The organism is Mycobacterium talmoniae (genome assembly GCF_001854525.1).
Taxonomy (GTDB): Bacteria; Actinomycetota; Actinomycetes; order Mycobacteriales; family Mycobacteriaceae; genus Mycobacterium; species Mycobacterium talmoniae.
Window position 1 is genome coordinate 1 of the sequence record NZ_MLQM01000137.1, and the last position, 14,918, is coordinate 14,918.

Consider the following 14,918-nt stretch of genomic DNA (forward strand, 5'->3'; position numbering starts at 1 on the left):
CCTGGGTACGCCGCGCCGCGGCCGCGGCATACCCCGGGTCCAGGTGATCGGACAGCAGCGACCGCAGCAGCGAGGGCACCGGGATGGATTGCGGCCGGTCCGCGGCGTGCGCCTGGCGCCCGGCGCTGGGGTCGTAGCCGCCCAGCGCGTAGCCGGGGAACGGCTGTTCGCGGTCAGCCATGATCGGTTCCGCCGGACAGCGCCTCGGCGGCGGTGGGGCCGAGTTTGGGCAGCCGTCGCACCACCAGCACCACCTGCACCAGGTAGACGACGAACGACCACAGGTACATGCCCAGGCCCCAGATCAAAAACGCCCACCCGCAGGCCCGCACCGCCCACAGGGCGTCGTACTGGCCGAGCAGCACCAACGGGAAACCCGACATCAACGCGAACGTCGCGGCCTTGCCGACATAGGTCACCGGCAACGCGGACAGCCCGCGGCTGCGCAGCACCGGCAACGTCGCGGCCAGCAGCCCGTCGCGGGCCAACAGCACCACGATGAACCACCACGGCACCAGGTGCCGGCACGCCATCGCGATCGGGACGGCCAGCATGTAGAGCCGGTCCACGGCCGGGTCCAGCAGCATGCCCAGCCGCGACGACTGGTTCAGCAGCCGGGCGATCTTGCCGTCCGCCCAGTCGGAGGCCCCGCTGAACATCAGGATGGCCACCGCCCAGCCGTCGGCGTGCGGGACCAACAGCAGGTACAGGAAGACGCCGATCAGCAGCAGCCGGACCACGCTCAGCACGTTGGGCACCGTCAGCACCCGATGGTCGACGTCCACGGGCTCCATGAGCGTGACCCTAGCCCAATTGCCCGGCTCCTCCTCATCGCGCGCCGCGCTCTGCATCGTCGCCGGGCTAGCGGAACACCCCCGGCAGGCTCAGCGCCGAAAGGGTGTCGTCGGCCAACGGGTTGTCGTGCACCATGTAGGTCCACGTCGAGGTCGGCCGGGCCAGTTTGGACAGGTCGATGCCCGGTTCGTCCTCGATCGCGGCGGAGGTTTCGAACGTCTGCTGCGCCGCCTCGATCGCGTCGGCGGCCAGCGACGCGAACGCGTCGATCGCCATCCGGTGGAATTCGTCGAGCGGGTTTTGCCGGCCCAGCGCGCGCAGGTGAATGCTTTCCCGGATGTCGGCCAGATACGCCAGGTGGTCGGCCCAGCCGCGGTCCAGGTGATACAGCATGATCAGCCGGCAGATCTTCTCCAGCTGCTCCTCGGACAGGTCCTCGGACAGTTCCTCGTAGCGTTTCGGCGCCAGCTCGGCGAGCTCCTCGCGCGCGGTGGCGGTGGACAGCAAGGTGTTGCGCCGCTCGACGAGGATGCCGCGCTGCTGGGCGGTCAGCTCGTTGTAGCGCCAGGTGTTGGCGTGCACATCGAGCAGCCGGCCCTCGGCGACCCGCTGCGCGTGGCTGAGCAACCCGGCCGCCTTGGGGCTGAGGATCTGGCCGTCCTCATCGCAGTCGGTGGGCAGCTTCTCCGGTTCCAGGTGCTCGGTGACGACGTCGTCTTCCCAGCTGGCGAAGAACACCGACGAACCCGGGTCGCCCTGGCGACCGGCCCGGCCGCGCAGCTGGTTGTCCAGCCGTTCGGTGCGGTGCCGACCGGTGCCCACCACGTGCAACCCGCCCAGCTCGGCCACCTCGTCGTGGTCGGCTTCATCGGAGCCGCCCAGCCGGATGTCGGTGCCGCGCCCGGCCATCTGGGTGGACACCGTCACCGCACCCAGCTTGCCGGCCTCGGCGATGATCTGGGCCTCCTCGGCGTCGTTTTTCGCGTTGAGCACCACCGCCGGGACCCCGGCTTTGACCAGCCGCTCGTGCAGCTCCTCGGATTCGGCGACGTCGTGGGTGCCGATCAGCACCGGCTGCCCGGTCTCGTGGACCTGCGCGATGTGCTCGATGATGGCGTCGATCTTGGCGGCCGCGGTGATGTACACCCGGTCGGCCTGATCCTCGCGGATGTTGGGGGTGTTCGGCGGGATCTGGGACACCCCCAGCTTGTAGAACTGTCGCAGCTGCTCCCCGGCGGCCAGCGCGGTACCGGTCATACCGCACACCGTCGGATACCGGTTGATCAGCGCCTGCACGGTGATGGTGTCGAGCACCTCGCCGGTCTCGGTGGTGTCGATGCCCTCCTTGGCCTCGACGGCGGCCTGCAGCCCGTCCGGCCAGCGCTGCAGCTGCGCGATGCGGCCCCGGGAGGCGTTGATCAGGTGCACCGCGTTGTCGCGGACGATGTAGTGCACGTCGCGCTGCAGCAGCACATGGGCGTGCAGCGCCACGTTGACCTCGGTGAGCGTGGTGCCGACGTGTTCCTCCGAATACAGGTCGATGCCACCGAGTTTGGTCTCGATCTTTTGGGCGCCGGCCTCGGTCAGGTGCACGTTGCGGCTGTCGGCGTCGGTGTCGTAGTCGGTGCCCGGGATCAGCTCGCCGACCAGTTGGATGATCTCGACCCGCGGCTGCTCGCGGTGGGTGGTGCCGGCCAACACCAGCGGCACCAGCGCCTCGTCGACCAGCACCGAGTCTGCCTCGTCGATCAGCGCGACGTCCGGGTTGGGCGACACCAGGTCCTCGACGTCGGTGACCAACTGGTCGCGCAGCACGTCGAAGCCGACCTCGTTGACCGAGGCGTAGGTGACGTCGCACTGGTAGGCGGCGCGCCGCTGCTCGGCGGTGGACTCGGCGGCCACCCAGCCGACGGTCAGGCCCAGCGCCTCGAGCAGCGGGCCCATCCATTCGGCGTCGCGGCGGGCCAGGTAGTCGTTGATGGTGATGACGTGCACGTGCCGGCCGCCCAGCGCGTAGCCGGCCGCCGCGATCGCGCCGGCCAGGGTTTTGCCCTCGCCGGTGGCCATCTCGATCACGTCGCCGGCCAGCATCCGCAGCGCGCCCAGCAGCTGCACGTCGAACGGCCGCAGCCCGGTGGATCGCTCGGCGGCCTCCCGCGCGATCGCCAGGAACTGCGGAATGTCCACCGACTCGGCGAGGTCGTCGAGGTTGAGCAGCTGCGCGGCCTTGCGCAGCTTCTCGTCGGTCAGGGCGGCCGCCTTCTCGTCGTAGTCGGCCGAGGCGGTCACCTCGGCCAGCGAACGGCTCTGGTTCTTCTCCGCGCTGGCGCCGAGAAGCTTCCAGAACTTGCCGCTCAGCCGGCCCGGTTTGGTGCTGGTCGTTTTGGCCACAGCACAACCGTACGCGGTGGCCCATCCCCGCGAGCGTGCGTGTCCCCGGCCGACACACCGGGCGAAAACCCGGATCTGCGCACGCTCGCGGGCGGGGTCACGGCGCGGCGACGAAGTCGATGCGGACCAGGTCGGCGACCGGTTCAAACCCGATGCGCTGATAGATCGCATTGGACACCGGATTGGCCAGATCGGTGAACAACACCACCTCGGCGGCCCCGGCATCGAGCGCCCACCGCGCCGCGGCGGCGGTCACCGCCGACCCGTAGCCGCGTCCCCGACGGTCCGGCGGTGTGTACACCGGCCCGACGCGCGATACCCCGGCGGCGGGCGGCCGGACCCGGGCCCAGCTGACCGGCACGCCGTGCACGCACCACAGCAGGTCGGTGCCCGACCCGCGCGGGCCGGGCGGGGCCTCGCCGAGCGCCTCGGCCTGGAAGGCGCTGAACCAGGCGTCGAGCAGCTCGGTGTCGGCGCCGACCCGGTGCGCGCCGGCCACGCGTGGCGGGCGCAGCGCGCCCAGCCGGTACAGCCGCTCCTCGGTGCGCACCCGCCCGCTGTGTCCGGTCACCGCCCGCCACCGCGCGGCGAAGCCCAGCGCGATGTGGCGCACCCCGCGGACCCCGGGCAGCTGCGGGCGGGCCCGCGCCGCCGCGTCGGCCATCGGGCCGAGCGCCGGCTCGGGCAGGGCGGTGCACAGCAGCGGCATCGGCGGTGTCTGCAGCGCCGCGCCCACGGCCGCCCCGTCGTGCCACGCGGTGAGCAACAACGGATCGGCATAGGGCCATGGGTCGCTGCCCAGCAGGGTCAGCTCGACGGTGCACAGCACCGGGTCGCGCCGGTAGATCGGTTCGGCGACCGTGCGGAAGTCGTCGACCGCGTGGTGCCGGCGGACCTCCATCAGGCCAGGTTGGATCGGCGCGGGTAGGCCACCGCCGGGTCGGTCAGGGTGTTGACGACGGCCGGCAGCCCGCTGGCGAAGGCCCGCTCCAGCGCGGGCCGCAGCTCGGCCGGGCGGGCCACCAGCTCGCCGTGCCCGCCCAGCGCCGCCACCACCGCGTCGTAGCGGGTTTCCGGCCGCAGCTCGGCGACCACCGAATAGCCGTACAGCGCCTCCATCGGGTGTTTCTCCAGCGCCCAGATGCCGTTGTTGCCGATCACCGAGACGACGGGCACGTGGTGGCGGGCCAGGGTGTCCCATTCCATGCCGGAGAAGCCGAACGCGCCGTCGCCCTGCAGCAGCACCACCTGCCGGTCGGGCCGGGCGAGTTTGGCGGCCAGCGCGTAGCCCGGACCCGAGCCCAGGCAGCCGAACGGCCCGCTGTCCAGCCAGGCGCCGGGCACATAGCTGTCGATCATCCGTCCCGCGTAGGACCCGAAGTCGCCGCCATCGATGACGATGATCGCGTCGCGGTCCAGCAGCGGCGCCAGCTCGGCGTACACCCGCATCGGGTGCAGCGGGCTGCGCTCGTCGGCCAGTTCGGCGCGCTCGGCGGCGCGGGCCGCGGCCTCGGCCGCCCGCAGCTCGTCGATCCACCCGCGGTGATCGGGTCCGGCGCCGGCCAGCGCCGACAAGATCGCGGTGAGGTCCCCGTAGAGTTCGGCGGCGACCGGGCGCGGATGGTCACGCGCGGGTTGGGCGCGGTCGACGACGATCAGCTGGGTCTGCTGCCCGAACACCGCGCCGAAGCCGAGCCGGAAATCCATCGGCACCCCGACCACCAGCGCCACGTCGGCTTCTTTGAGGGCTTTGCCCCGCGCCCGGGAGAAGGCCAGCGCATCGTCGGCGGGCACCGCGCCGCGGGCCATCCCGTTCATCAGCACCGGGATCCGCCGCTGCTCGGCCAACGCGCGCAACGCCGCCTCGGCGTGCCCCCACCACACGTTGGTCCCGGCCATGATCACCGGCCGCTGCGCGGTGGCCAGCAGGTCGGCGGCGCGCTGCACCGCGGTGCCGTCCGGCGGCGCCGGGGCGGGCAGGTCGCTCAACGCGCCTACCGCGTCGTCGTCGACGGCCGCACCGAAGACGTGATCCATCGGGAAATCGACGAAGCTCACCCCCGTCGGCGCGGTGACCGTCGCCCGCAGCGCGTCATCGACGCACCGGCCAGCCTGTTCGGCCGACGCGGCGGTGGCCGCGAGGCGGGTCAGCGGCGCCACGAACGGGACGTGGTCGATCTCCTGCAGCGACCCCATCCCCCGCCGGCCCGCCGGTGCCCGCCCGCCCAGCACCAGCAGCGGCGAACCGTTCTGCTGGGCGGCGGCCATCGCGCTCATCCCGTTGGTGACCCCGGGCCCGGCGGTCAGCGCGGCGACCCCCGGTTGCCGGGTCACCTTCGACCAGCCTTCGGCGGCAAACGTCGCGGTCTGCTCGTGGCGGGTGTCGATCAGCCGGATGCCCTCGCTGCGGCAGCCGTCGTAGATGGAGAACAAATGGCCGCCGGACAAGGTGAAGACGGTGTCGATGCCGCTGGCCTTCAGCCGCCGGGCGACCAGCCGGCCGGCGTGCACGGGGCCGGGCGGTGCGCTGCTCATCTTGGCGAGCGTAGCGATGCGCCCCCAGGAAAACCGGCGCATGCCCGAGACCGCGCGGTGCGGTAGCTTCGCCGCAGAGCGTCAGGCACAGCAACAAGGAGAAGCCGCAGGTGAAACCGTTCGAGCCGTCGATCGACTGGGGCCATGCGCTGCCCGATTCGCTGCGGTGGGTGGCGATCGCGTGGTTGATCACCGCGTTCTGCGTGGTCGGGGTGCTGCTGCTGTTGAAGTTGCTCACCCCGTGGGGGCACCAGTTCTGGCGGATCACCGGCGACTACTTCACCGGCCGCGGCAGCGTCCGGGTCTGGCTGATGCTCGGGGTGCTGTTGTTATCGGTCATCCTCGCGGTGCGGCTCAATGTGCTGTTCAGCTACCAGGGCAACGACATGTACTCGTCGCTGCAAACCGCGTTCCAGGGTGCTGCCGCCCACAACGCGGAGGTCAAACAGTCTGGCGTGCACGGGTTCTGGATGTCGATCACCATCTTCTCGTTGATGGCGGTGCTGCACATTGCGCGCTACATGCTCGACATCTACCTGATGCAGCGCTTCATGGTGGCCTGGCGAGTGTGGCTCACCGACCGGCTGACCGGCGACTGGCTGGAGGGCCGCGCCTACTACCGGTCCCGGTTCATCGACAACACCATCGACAACCCGGACCAACGCATCCAGCAGGACATCGACATATTCACCGCCGGGGCGGGGGGCACGCCCAACTCGCCCGCCAATGGCACCGGCACCACGCTGTTGTTCGGTGCGGTGCAGTCGGTGGTTTCGGTGATCTCATTTGCGGCCATTCTGTGGAACCTGTCCGGGACGCTGACGGTCTTCGGAGTCAGCATGCCGCGGGCGATGTTCTGGATCGTGATCGTCTACGTGCTGGTCGCGACCATCTTCGCGTTCTGGATCGGGCGGCCACTGATCCGGTTGAGTTTCCGCAACGAGCTCACCAACGCCGCCTTCCGCTACGCGTTGGTACGAGTACGGGACGCCGCCGAGGCGGTCGGCTTCTACCGGGGTGAGCGGGCCGAGCGCGGGCAGCTGCGAGCGTTGTTCACGCCGATCATCGACAACTACCTGCGCTACGTGAACCGCACCATCGGGTGGTTCGGATGGAACATATCAGTGACTCAGGCGATCGTGGTGGTGCCGTGGGTGGTTCAGGCACCGAGGTTGTTCGCCAGCCAGATCACCTTCGGTGACGTGTCCCAGACCGCGTCCGCGTTTGGCAATATGCACGATTCGCTGTCGTTCTTCCGCAACGCCTACGACAACTTCGCCAGTTACCGCGCGGCCATCATCCGTCTCCACGGGTTGGTCGACGCCGACGAAAAGTCGCGGGCGCTGCCCGAGCTGCTGACGCTGCCCAGCGAGGACGATTCAGTCGCCATCGAGGGAGTCGAGGTGCGCACCCCGGACGGCGATCAGCTCATCGACACCCTCGACGTGCACCTGTCGGCGGGCGACGCCTTGGTGATCACCGGGCCGTCCGGCAGCGGCAAGACGACCCTGCTGCGCAGTCTGGCGCAGTTGTGGCCGTACGCCTCGGGGACGCTACGACGCCCCGACGCAGCGAACGAGACGATGTTCTTGTCCCAGTTGCCGTATGTGCCGCTGGGTGATCTGCGCGCGGTGGTGTCCTACCCGGCGTCCGAGGGTGAGATTCCCGAGGCCGAACTGCAGGATGCACTCGTCAAAGTCGCTCTGCCACACCTGGTTAACCGCCTCGACGAGAATCGGGACTGGGTGAAGGTGCTTTCCCCCGGTGAGCAGCAGCGCGTCGCGTTCGCCCGGGTGCTGTTGACCAAACCCAAGGCGGTGTTCCTCGACGAGGCGACCTCGGCGCTCGACGAGGGCCTGGAGATGACGCTGTATCGTTTGCTGCGCACCGAATTACCCGACACCATCATGGTCAGCGTCAGCCACCGCGGCACCGTCGAGCAACACCACAACCACCATCTGGAGCTGCTCGGCGAGGGCCGGTGGCGGCTGGGCCGGATCGAAAACGAGCCCGCCCGGGTGTAGCCGCCCGGCACACCCTCGGCATGAGCCGCGAGCGTGCGCAAAATGCCACTCCCACCGGCGTGTCGCTGTACATTTGCGCACCCTCGCGGGAAGGCCACCCTCGCGGGAGGGGCGCTCGCGGGGAGGGCTACCCCAGACCCGCGGCGTGGGTGCCGGCGCGGCGGCCGAAGAACGAGCCCTCCCCCAGCTGGGTGCCGCTGGCGTAGCCCTTGCCGTCCTGGGCGAGATTGGCCGCACAGGCGCCGGCGGCGTACAGCCCGGCCACCACGCTGCCGTCCTCGCGCAGCACCTGTCCGTCGACCGAGGTGCGCAGCCCGCCGATGGTGAACCCGGCATACATCGCCTTGCCCAGCGACAGGTCGAACGCGCCCCACGGCCCATGGTCTTGCGGGGCAAGGAATTCCGGCTGCTTGTGGAAGTCGGGGTCTTCGCCACGGGCGGCGTAGCTGTTGTAGCGGTCCAGCGTCGCCACCAGGTTGCCTTCCGGGATGCCCAGCGCCGCTTCCATCTCGGCCACGGTTTCCCAACCGTCGATCAGCGGAACCAGCGGCACCTGCGGATGCTTGAGGTGGGCTTCGTCGACGATCAGGAACGCCGCGCTGTCGGGCTGATCCATCACGAACCCGGAGGTGCGGGAGTGGTAGGAGTCCTCGGCGACGAACCGCTGCCCCAGCTTGTTGACGATGATCCCGGTCAACAGGATCGACGGCGGGTAGGCCGGCGCGGTGATGAACACCTGATCCATGTGTTTGGTGGCGCCGCCCGCCGACACCCCCAGCCGGATGCCCAGGCCGTCGTCGTAGGTGTTGCCCAGCACGAACGGTTTCTCGGCCAGCTTCGGGGTGTACTGGGCGACCATGTCCGGGTTCATCACGAAGCCGCCGGCGGCGATGATCACGGCCTTGGCCCGGATCGCCCCGGTTTCGGTGAACCGCTTCCAGCCCACCCCGGTCACCGCCCCGGCGCCGTCGACCACCAGCTCGGTGGCCCCGGTCTCATAGCGGATCTGCACGCCGAGCTGCTCGGCGCGTTTGAGCAGCAGGTCGATCACCAGCTTGGCGCCCTCGGTGTCGCCAGGCACCGGCACCTTGTGCCCGCGCGGGGCCGGCACCGCCTGATCCTTGAACGGCCACACCTTCTCGTTGCCGGTGTACATCAGCCCCTCGGTGTTGGGCTGGATCACCGCCTTCTCCGGGTAGTAGCTGCGCTCAAACTGAAAGCCCAAGTCCTCCAACCAGTTGAAGTGTTCGACGCTGCCGTCGCAGTACGCCCGGATCTTGTCGTGTTCGGGTTCGCGGGACACCGCGACCAGGTACTTGTACATCTCGTCGGGTGTGTCGGGGTGACCGGTGGCCTGCTGGACGGCGGTGCCGCCGCCGAGGTAGAAATGCCCACCCGCCATCGCGGTGGTGCCGCCCGCCGCGGCGGCACGTTCGAGCACCAGCACCCGCGCCCCGGCGGCCGCGGCGCTGACCGCCGCGCAGCCGCCGGCGATGCCGAAGCCGACCACCACCACGTCGACGTCGTCGGACCACGAGGTCACGTCGTCGGCGTGAACTGTTGCTGGAATCTGGGTGCTCACCGCTGCTCCTGTTTGATGTAGTCGAAAAACGCTCGGATCTCCGGACCGATATGCGCGATCTCCACGAACGGCACCGCGGCCTGCGGGGCGGACAGGTAGGCGAACCGCATCCCGCCCGGCATCACCCCCTGCTGCACCACCGTCGCGCCGTCGTCGCCGGCCGCGGCCAGTGCGGCAGCAAAGCCCTCCGGGCTGTCGGCCTCGACGCAGATGTGGTGCAGACCCGGCCCGCTGTCGCGGAGAAAGTCACTATAGATGTTCTCCCCGCGGACCGGTTGAATCAGCTCCAGCTGCATCTCACCGAGGTAGCTCAGCGAGATGCTGGCCACGAAGTCCGCCGGCCTGCCCCGGTAGCTGCAGGTGTCCGGACCGAAGTGCACCTCCGGCATCCGCACCCACTTCTTCACCCCTAACAGCCCGGTGAGAGCCGTTTCGGTGGCGTCCAGGTCGGGGGTCACCCAGGCGATCTGGACAGGTGTCTGGGCAGAGTTTCTCATTGCCTGGCAGGATAGCCCAGCCCGCCGCCGGGCAGAAGATGGTTGCCCAGATCATCGAAGCCGCGCCACGTCGCAGCAAATGAACGCGTTCTATTTTTCCCAGCCCAGGGCGGTCGACGGTTGAGCCAGGGTGCCCAGCAACAGCCGCACCTGGGTGTCGAACACGGCCCCGGGTTCGGTCAACGTGTCAGGCCCGTACCCGCCGAACACCTCCAGACTGATGGCGCCGACCACCGCGGCCCAGATCAAGAAGCATTTGGCGACGATGGCGTCGTCGCCGGCACAACCGAACTCGCGGCGCAATCGGTCGAAATCCGATGATATGGGTTGTGGCGCTGGGGTATTGGCGACCGCGACCTCGCCGGCGCGGACCCCCGCGGAGACCGCGTCGAACAGGGCGCCGACGACGCGGGTGCCGGGTCCGACGGTCCGTTCCGGCGGCGCCTGATAACCGGGCACCGGACTGCCGTACAGCAGCGCCCAGCTGGCGGGTTGTGCCACCGCCCACTGCCGTGCCGCCCGGGCGATGGCGAGGACCTCGGCACGCCACGAGTCCGACCCCGCCACCCGGGCCCGGTCCACCGTGTCCGCGAGATCGGTGTAGGCGTCGACGAGCAACAACGTCAGCAACTCGTCACGGCTGGCCACATATCGATACACCGCCGAGGACACCATGCCCAGGTCGCGCGCGATCGCCCGGAGCGACAACCCGGCCGCGCCGGCACTGACCAGGTGACGCCGGCCCAGTGCGATGATCTGCGCCTCGATACGGTCCCGCGACTCCTGACGTTTGCCCACGCACCCAGTTTGGCAGAACCGAGATCACTGCTCTTGAATTTCGGCCCGCGCCGTGGCACCCTCATCTTCGAGAGCGCCGCTCTCGAATTCTCGGCAAATCGCGGAAGGACCCGTCATGTCCGCTCGATACGACCAACCGAACTGGGCCGCCCGCGCCCCGAACACCCTGATCCGGTGGCTCGCCGAAGCGGGGATCAGCATCGCGGGAACACGAGCCCTTCGGGTCCGGGGCCGCACGACCGGGAAACCTCGCGGCGTGGTGGTCAACCTCCTCACCGTCGACGGCGCGCGCTACCTGGTCTCACCGCGCGGTAACACTCAGTGGGTGCGCAACGTCCGCGCCGCGGGCGTCGTCGAGCTCGGACCGCGCTGGCACCGTCGGCCGATGGGCATCACCGAACTGGCCGACGACGCCAAACCCGAACTGCTGCAGCGCTACCTCGCCAAATGGTATTGGCAGGTCAAAGGGTACGTCGGCGGTTTGACACCGGACGCCACCCACGATGAACTGCGCGCTGCCGCACCCTCGATCCCGGTCTTTGCGCTACTGACGGGCCCGGCGTCACCGGCATGACCCGCCCACCGGTCAGGTCGGCGGAGCGGGGACCCCGACGTCCTCGCCGACCTGCTGGGAGATGGCCTGCCAGGACACCGCGGCCGGATACTGACCCCAGGTGCTGTTGAACAGCCCCACGATGCGGGCCGCACCGCCGCCGATCACGTAGACCGGTCCGCCGGAGTCGCCCTTTTCGCTGATGACGCCGTCGGTCATGGTGAACCAGCCGTTGTTGACCCGTTCCACGGTGCCGCAGCTCTCCCCGGTGATGATGCCGAAGTGGCACACCGCCTCGCCGGGCTGGGCGGACACCCCGGGTGCGGATTCCAGGGCCCGCCCGCCGGGCAGGATGTTGTTGGTCTGCACGTCGTCGGCCAGCACGATCGCCTCGTAGTCGGCGATCTGCTGGTCGGTGTTGACGGTGGCGCCGTTGGGTGTGTTGTCGCGGAACGTCGCCAGGTTGCCGATCAGGTGGCCGTCCTGGTCGGTGACGGCCCCGCTGCCGCGGCAGTGGCCCGCGGTGAAGGCCACCCGCAACCCGGGATCGACGTAGCCCAGGGTGCAGACGTTGTTGTCCTGGTCGATCTGCATACCGGGGTACACCAGCACGGGGTCGGCCCGCGCGGGCACCGGGGGCAGCGCCGCCAGCACCGCGGCGCCGACCATCGCCGTGAACAGGTGGGTGACCACGCGCCGCACCGTCGACTCCGATCGTCGGGGCCGGCCCAGCACCGACCCAAACCCAATGGCTGCCCAGGTTACCGGCGCAGCGACGCCAAACGTTACCGACCGGGGTGCGGCAAAAAAGCGCGGCGGCCCAGAGCATCGCTGGGCCGCCGCGGCGATCAGGGTTCGAGCGATCAGGGGATGGTGAGCACCTGCCCCGGCTGGATCAGGTCCGGGTTGGCGATGCCGCTGGCGTCGGCGATTTGCTGGTACTTGTTGCCGTCACCGTAGAACCGCTCGGCGATGGCCCACAGCGTGTCGCCGGAGACCACCGTGTAGGTCCGCGCCTGGGGCTCCGGTTCCGGCTCCGGCTCGGTCACGGTCTCGACGACCGGTTCCGCGGCGGGGGCGGCTTCTTCGGCAGGGGCTTCGGCCTCGGGCGCCGGCGGCGGCGGGGCGTCGGTCTCGGTCTTGGTCGACCAGGCCGCGCCGTCCTTGGCGTACAGCACCAGGTTGCGGTCGTCCTGCAGAACGAGCTTGACGTCCTTTTTGCCCTTGGTGTCGGTGTGCCACACCGGCTTGTCCGCGGTGTAGAGCACGAAGTTGCCGTCCGGCTGCACCTCGGCGCGCACCACGTCCTGGCCGTTGGTGCCGGTCGACCAGATCGCCTTGCCGCGCACCGCCAGCACGAGGTTGCCGTCGTCTTGCAGCGTCAGGGTGTAGGCCCCATTGTTCGAAGTCAGCGACTCCCCTTTAATGAGTTTCTTTCCTGCGGTGAGCGTGTCTCCCACGTCATTACCCTTCTTACTAGCGCGGCCCCGCCACTACCGGCCGGGCATCGTTGCGTGTGCACGACGACCGCGAGCCTACTGACTTTGCGGTGGTGTGGGGCGTGTTCGACTCGCCGAAATCCAAACCGATCGGCCAACAGCTGGTAAACAGCGGTCCGGCCGACACGCGGGCGGTCGATCAAAGCCGTTGGTGATCGCGGTTTCCCATCGGCGACGCGGCACCCGGACCGGACACCGCGATGTCAGCTTTCGGTCGCCATCCCGGCGGGCCGAGGACGAAGCCGAGCCGGTCGCGCCACCGGGTGGCCGCGTGCACGTCGCGGGCGATGGCCCGGTATTCGTGGATCTGCAGGGTCCAGATGTTGAAGGTGTCGACCTGGGTGGTCAGCCCGTAGTGCGGACGGAACAGCTCGGGCGCAAACGTGCCGAACAGCCGATCCCACAGGATCAGGATGCCGCCGTAATTCTTGTCCAGGTATTCCGGATCCATGCCGTGGTGCACGCGGTGGTGCGACGGCGTGTTGAAGACGTATTCGACCGGCCGCGGGAGCTTGTCGATCCGCTCGGTATGCACCCAGAACTGGTAGATCAGGTTGACCGAGAAGCTGACGAACACCAGCCAGGGCGGAATCCCCAACAGCGGCAACGGGATCCAGGCCAGGATCTCGCCGCTGTTGTTCCACTTCTGGCGCAGCGCGGTGGCGAAGTTGAAATACTGGCTGGAGTGGTGGGCCTGGTGTGTCGCCCAGATCAGCCGCACCCGGTGCGCGACGCGGTGATAGCTGTAGTACAGCAGGTCCACGCCGAGGATGGCGATCACCCAGGTGTACCACCGGGTGGCCGGCAGGTGCCACGGTGCCAGGTAGGCGTAGAGGGCGGCGTAGCCGAGCAGGGCGAGGAACTTCCATCCGGCGGTGGTGGCCACCGAAACCAGTCCCATCGAGATGCTGGCCCAGGCATCGCGGGCGAGGTAGGCCCCGGCCGCGGGGCGCGGCTCGAGCTGTTCCAGCTTGCGGGCGGCCAGCCACTCCAGGATCAACAGCAGCAGGAAGAACGGGATGGCGAACAACACCGGATCCCGCATTTGCTCGGGCAACACGGAGAGCGCATCCGCGATCGCCTCGACGCCAGGCACACGACGAGCCTAGTGGGTGGCCGCTATGGCGGCGCCGGCGTTACAGGTCGTTCCCGCGCTCGGACACCGAATCCGGCGGCGGAATGGGGCTGGGCTGGTCATCGGAATACCAGTGCACCGCGTAGACGCCCGGCTGCAGCGAGAGTTCGGCGACCAGGCGCTCCAGTCGGTCGGGGGCGTGGCCGTCCATCAGCAGATACGCGGTCAGGGCGATGGTGTCGTTGTCGGCGCGGCTGGTGTGGAATCCGCGCAACGTGATGTCGTTGCTGGCGGCGTTCTGCACGATCTGGGCGCGCGCGTACTTCTCGGTTTTGGGGCGGCAGATCACCTGCAGGTGGTAGGGCTGCTGGGGTTCGTCTTCCTCCACGTGATGGTCGCGGTCGATGAGCCGGCCCAGCGGGCGACCCAGCAGGTGGGTGCCGACGATCGTCGCGGTGGCGATCAGCGCGAACAGCAGGTGCCCGGCGGCGGCCAGCACCCCGACGGCCGCCGAGCACCACAGCGTGGCGGCGGTGTTGAGGCCGCGGACGTTGAAGCCCTCGCGCAGGATGACCCCACCGCCGAGGAACCCGACCCCGGACACCACATACGACGCGACCCGGGTGGGGCTGCCCACATCGTTGGCGGCCACCGCGTACAGCACGAACAGGGTGGCCCCGGTCGCCACCAGCGCGTTGGTGCGCAGCCCGGCCATCCGCGCCCGCCACTGCCGCTCCAGGCCGATGAGCGCGCCGCAGCCCAACCCGACGGCCAGGCGCACCGTGAAATCGGCGATGCTCAAGGTCTGCATCCGGCGCCTCTCGTTTCGCGTCCAGCGGGGAACCCGCTACCAGTGTGGACGAGGTCGGCGTCGGGTGTGCCGCCAGTCGGGGCGCCGAGCGTGAATTCTTTGCGAGATTTTTCGCCGATCGTCGCTAGCGGTTCACGTTCGGCGCCCCGGTGGTGTTAGGCCCAGCTGGCGCTGACCGCGCCGTCGGTGGAGGCCATGTTGCCGCCAGCGGTCTGCACCTTGGTGCCGTGCGTGGCCGCCTGCTCATAAATCACCTGGAAGTTACGACCCAACTGGGTGATGAACTCCTGGCAGGCCACCGACCCCGACCCACCCCAAAAGTCACCGGCAGCCAACACATCGGCAATGATCGCCTGAT

At 69.3% G+C, this 14,918-nt stretch carries 14 protein-coding genes and 1 pseudogene; 2 read left to right on the forward strand and 13 right to left on the reverse strand.

Annotation, left to right across the window (positions count from 1 at the left end; translation table 11 throughout):
• The 5 genes and pseudogenes from BKN37_RS20160 to BKN37_RS20180 all read right to left on the reverse strand — a co-directional run.
• Positions 1-181, reverse strand: a pseudogene (locus BKN37_RS20160) (hypothetical protein); the annotation flags it as partial.
• On the reverse strand, positions 174-794 hold the full coding sequence (locus BKN37_RS20165; protein WP_071028741.1) for a CDP-alcohol phosphatidyltransferase family protein: 621 nt from the start codon (positions 792-794) through the stop codon (positions 174-176). The gene BKN37_RS20165 and the pseudogene BKN37_RS20160, both read right to left, overlap by 8 nt.
• Before the next feature lie 67 nt (positions 795-861).
• On the reverse strand, positions 862-3,186 hold the full coding sequence (secA2, locus tag BKN37_RS20170; protein WP_071028742.1) for an accessory Sec system translocase SecA2: 2,325 nt from the start codon (positions 3,184-3,186) through the stop codon (positions 862-864).
• 97 nt (positions 3,187-3,283) lie between these two features.
• Positions 3,284-4,087, reverse strand: coding sequence for a GNAT family N-acetyltransferase (locus BKN37_RS20175; protein WP_071028743.1), 804 nt, complete (start codon positions 4,085-4,087; stop codon positions 3,284-3,286).
• Positions 4,087-5,721: an acetolactate synthase gene (locus BKN37_RS20180; RefSeq protein WP_071028744.1), complete on the reverse strand. Its 1,635-nt coding sequence runs from the start codon at positions 5,719-5,721 to the stop codon at positions 4,087-4,089. Before BKN37_RS20180 ends, BKN37_RS20175 begins: the two co-directional genes overlap by 1 nt.
• 110 nt (positions 5,722-5,831) lie before the next feature.
• On the opposite strand from BKN37_RS20180, the gene BKN37_RS20185 reads away from it, so the two are divergent.
• Positions 5,832-7,745: an ABC transporter ATP-binding protein/permease gene (locus tag BKN37_RS20185; RefSeq protein ID WP_071028745.1), complete on the forward strand. Its 1,914-nt coding sequence runs from the start codon at positions 5,832-5,834 to the stop codon at positions 7,743-7,745.
• Between the two features lie 127 nt (positions 7,746-7,872).
• Here BKN37_RS20185 and BKN37_RS20190 read toward each other — a convergent pair whose 3' ends face one another.
• The 3 genes from BKN37_RS20190 to BKN37_RS20200 all read right to left on the reverse strand — a co-directional run bounded on the left by BKN37_RS20190 (position 7,873) and on the right by BKN37_RS20200 (position 10,622).
• Positions 7,873-9,327 (reverse strand): FAD-binding protein, encoded by a 1,455-nt coding sequence (locus BKN37_RS20190; protein ID WP_071028746.1) that lies wholly within the window; start codon positions 9,325-9,327, stop codon positions 7,873-7,875.
• A complete protein-coding gene (locus BKN37_RS20195; protein ID WP_071028747.1) occupies positions 9,324-9,824 on the reverse strand; it encodes a VOC family protein in 501 nt (166 codons plus the stop codon). The genes BKN37_RS20190 and BKN37_RS20195 overlap by 4 nt, the downstream gene beginning before the upstream one ends.
• 90 nt (positions 9,825-9,914) lie before the next feature.
• Positions 9,915-10,622, reverse strand: coding sequence for a TetR/AcrR family transcriptional regulator (locus BKN37_RS20200; protein ID WP_071028748.1), 708 nt, complete (start codon positions 10,620-10,622; stop codon positions 9,915-9,917).
• Positions 10,623-10,737: 115 nt separating this feature from the next.
• Here BKN37_RS20200 and BKN37_RS20205 point away from each other — a divergent pair, with 115 nt between their 5' ends.
• Positions 10,738-11,196, forward strand: a complete 459-nt coding sequence (locus BKN37_RS20205; RefSeq protein ID WP_071028749.1) for a nitroreductase/quinone reductase family protein — start codon at positions 10,738-10,740, stop codon at positions 11,194-11,196.
• A 12-nt stretch (positions 11,197-11,208) separates the two neighbouring features.
• On the opposite strand, the gene BKN37_RS20210 is transcribed toward BKN37_RS20205, so the two are convergent.
• The 5 genes from BKN37_RS20210 to BKN37_RS20230 form a co-directional block, all read right to left on the reverse strand.
• Complete coding sequence (locus BKN37_RS20210; protein WP_423212817.1) at positions 11,209-11,877, reverse strand: Rv1815 family serine proteinase; 669 nt, start codon at positions 11,875-11,877, stop codon at positions 11,209-11,211.
• A 161-nt stretch (positions 11,878-12,038) separates the two neighbouring features.
• Positions 12,039-12,635 carry a LysM peptidoglycan-binding domain-containing protein gene (locus BKN37_RS20215; RefSeq protein ID WP_071028750.1) on the reverse strand — a complete coding sequence of 199 codons (597 nt, stop codon included), beginning with the start codon at positions 12,633-12,635 and terminating at the stop codon, positions 12,039-12,041.
• Positions 12,636-12,813: 178 nt separating this feature from the next.
• Positions 12,814-13,719 (reverse strand): sterol desaturase family protein, encoded by a 906-nt coding sequence (locus BKN37_RS20220; RefSeq protein WP_071028751.1) that lies wholly within the window; start codon positions 13,717-13,719, stop codon positions 12,814-12,816.
• A 91-nt stretch (positions 13,720-13,810) separates the two neighbouring features.
• Positions 13,811-14,560: an MgtC/SapB family protein gene (locus BKN37_RS20225; protein ID WP_071028752.1), complete on the reverse strand. Its 750-nt coding sequence runs from the start codon at positions 14,558-14,560 to the stop codon at positions 13,811-13,813.
• 155 nt (positions 14,561-14,715) lie between these two features.
• Positions 14,716-14,918, reverse strand: a 203-nt coding sequence (locus tag BKN37_RS20230) for a WXG100 family type VII secretion target (RefSeq protein ID WP_095407148.1), incomplete at its 5' end; no start/stop codon positions are given.

Bases quoted from the DNA above. Each gene is read 5' to 3' on its own strand.
- BKN37_RS20220 (WP_071028751.1), bottom strand. From the start codon at position 13,719: ATGCGGGATCCGGTGTTGTTCGCCATCCCGTTCTTCCTGCTGCTGTTG.
- BKN37_RS20205 (WP_071028749.1), top strand. From the start codon at position 10,738: ATGTCCGCTCGATACGACCAACCGAACTGGGCCGCCCGCGCCCCGAAC.
- BKN37_RS20180 (WP_071028744.1), bottom strand. From the start codon at position 5,721: ATGAGCAGCGCACCGCCCGGCCCCGTGCACGCCGGCCGGCTGGTCGCC.
- BKN37_RS20165 (WP_071028741.1), bottom strand. From the start codon at position 794: ATGGAGCCCGTGGACGTCGACCATCGGGTGCTGACGGTGCCCAACGTG.
- BKN37_RS20195 (WP_071028747.1), bottom strand. From the start codon at position 9,824: ATGAGAAACTCTGCCCAGACACCTGTCCAGATCGCCTGGGTGACCCCC.
- BKN37_RS20225 (WP_071028752.1), bottom strand. From the start codon at position 14,560: ATGCAGACCTTGAGCATCGCCGATTTCACGGTGCGCCTGGCCGTCGGG.
- BKN37_RS20175 (WP_071028743.1), bottom strand. From the start codon at position 4,087: ATGGAGGTCCGCCGGCACCACGCGGTCGACGACTTCCGCACGGTCGCC.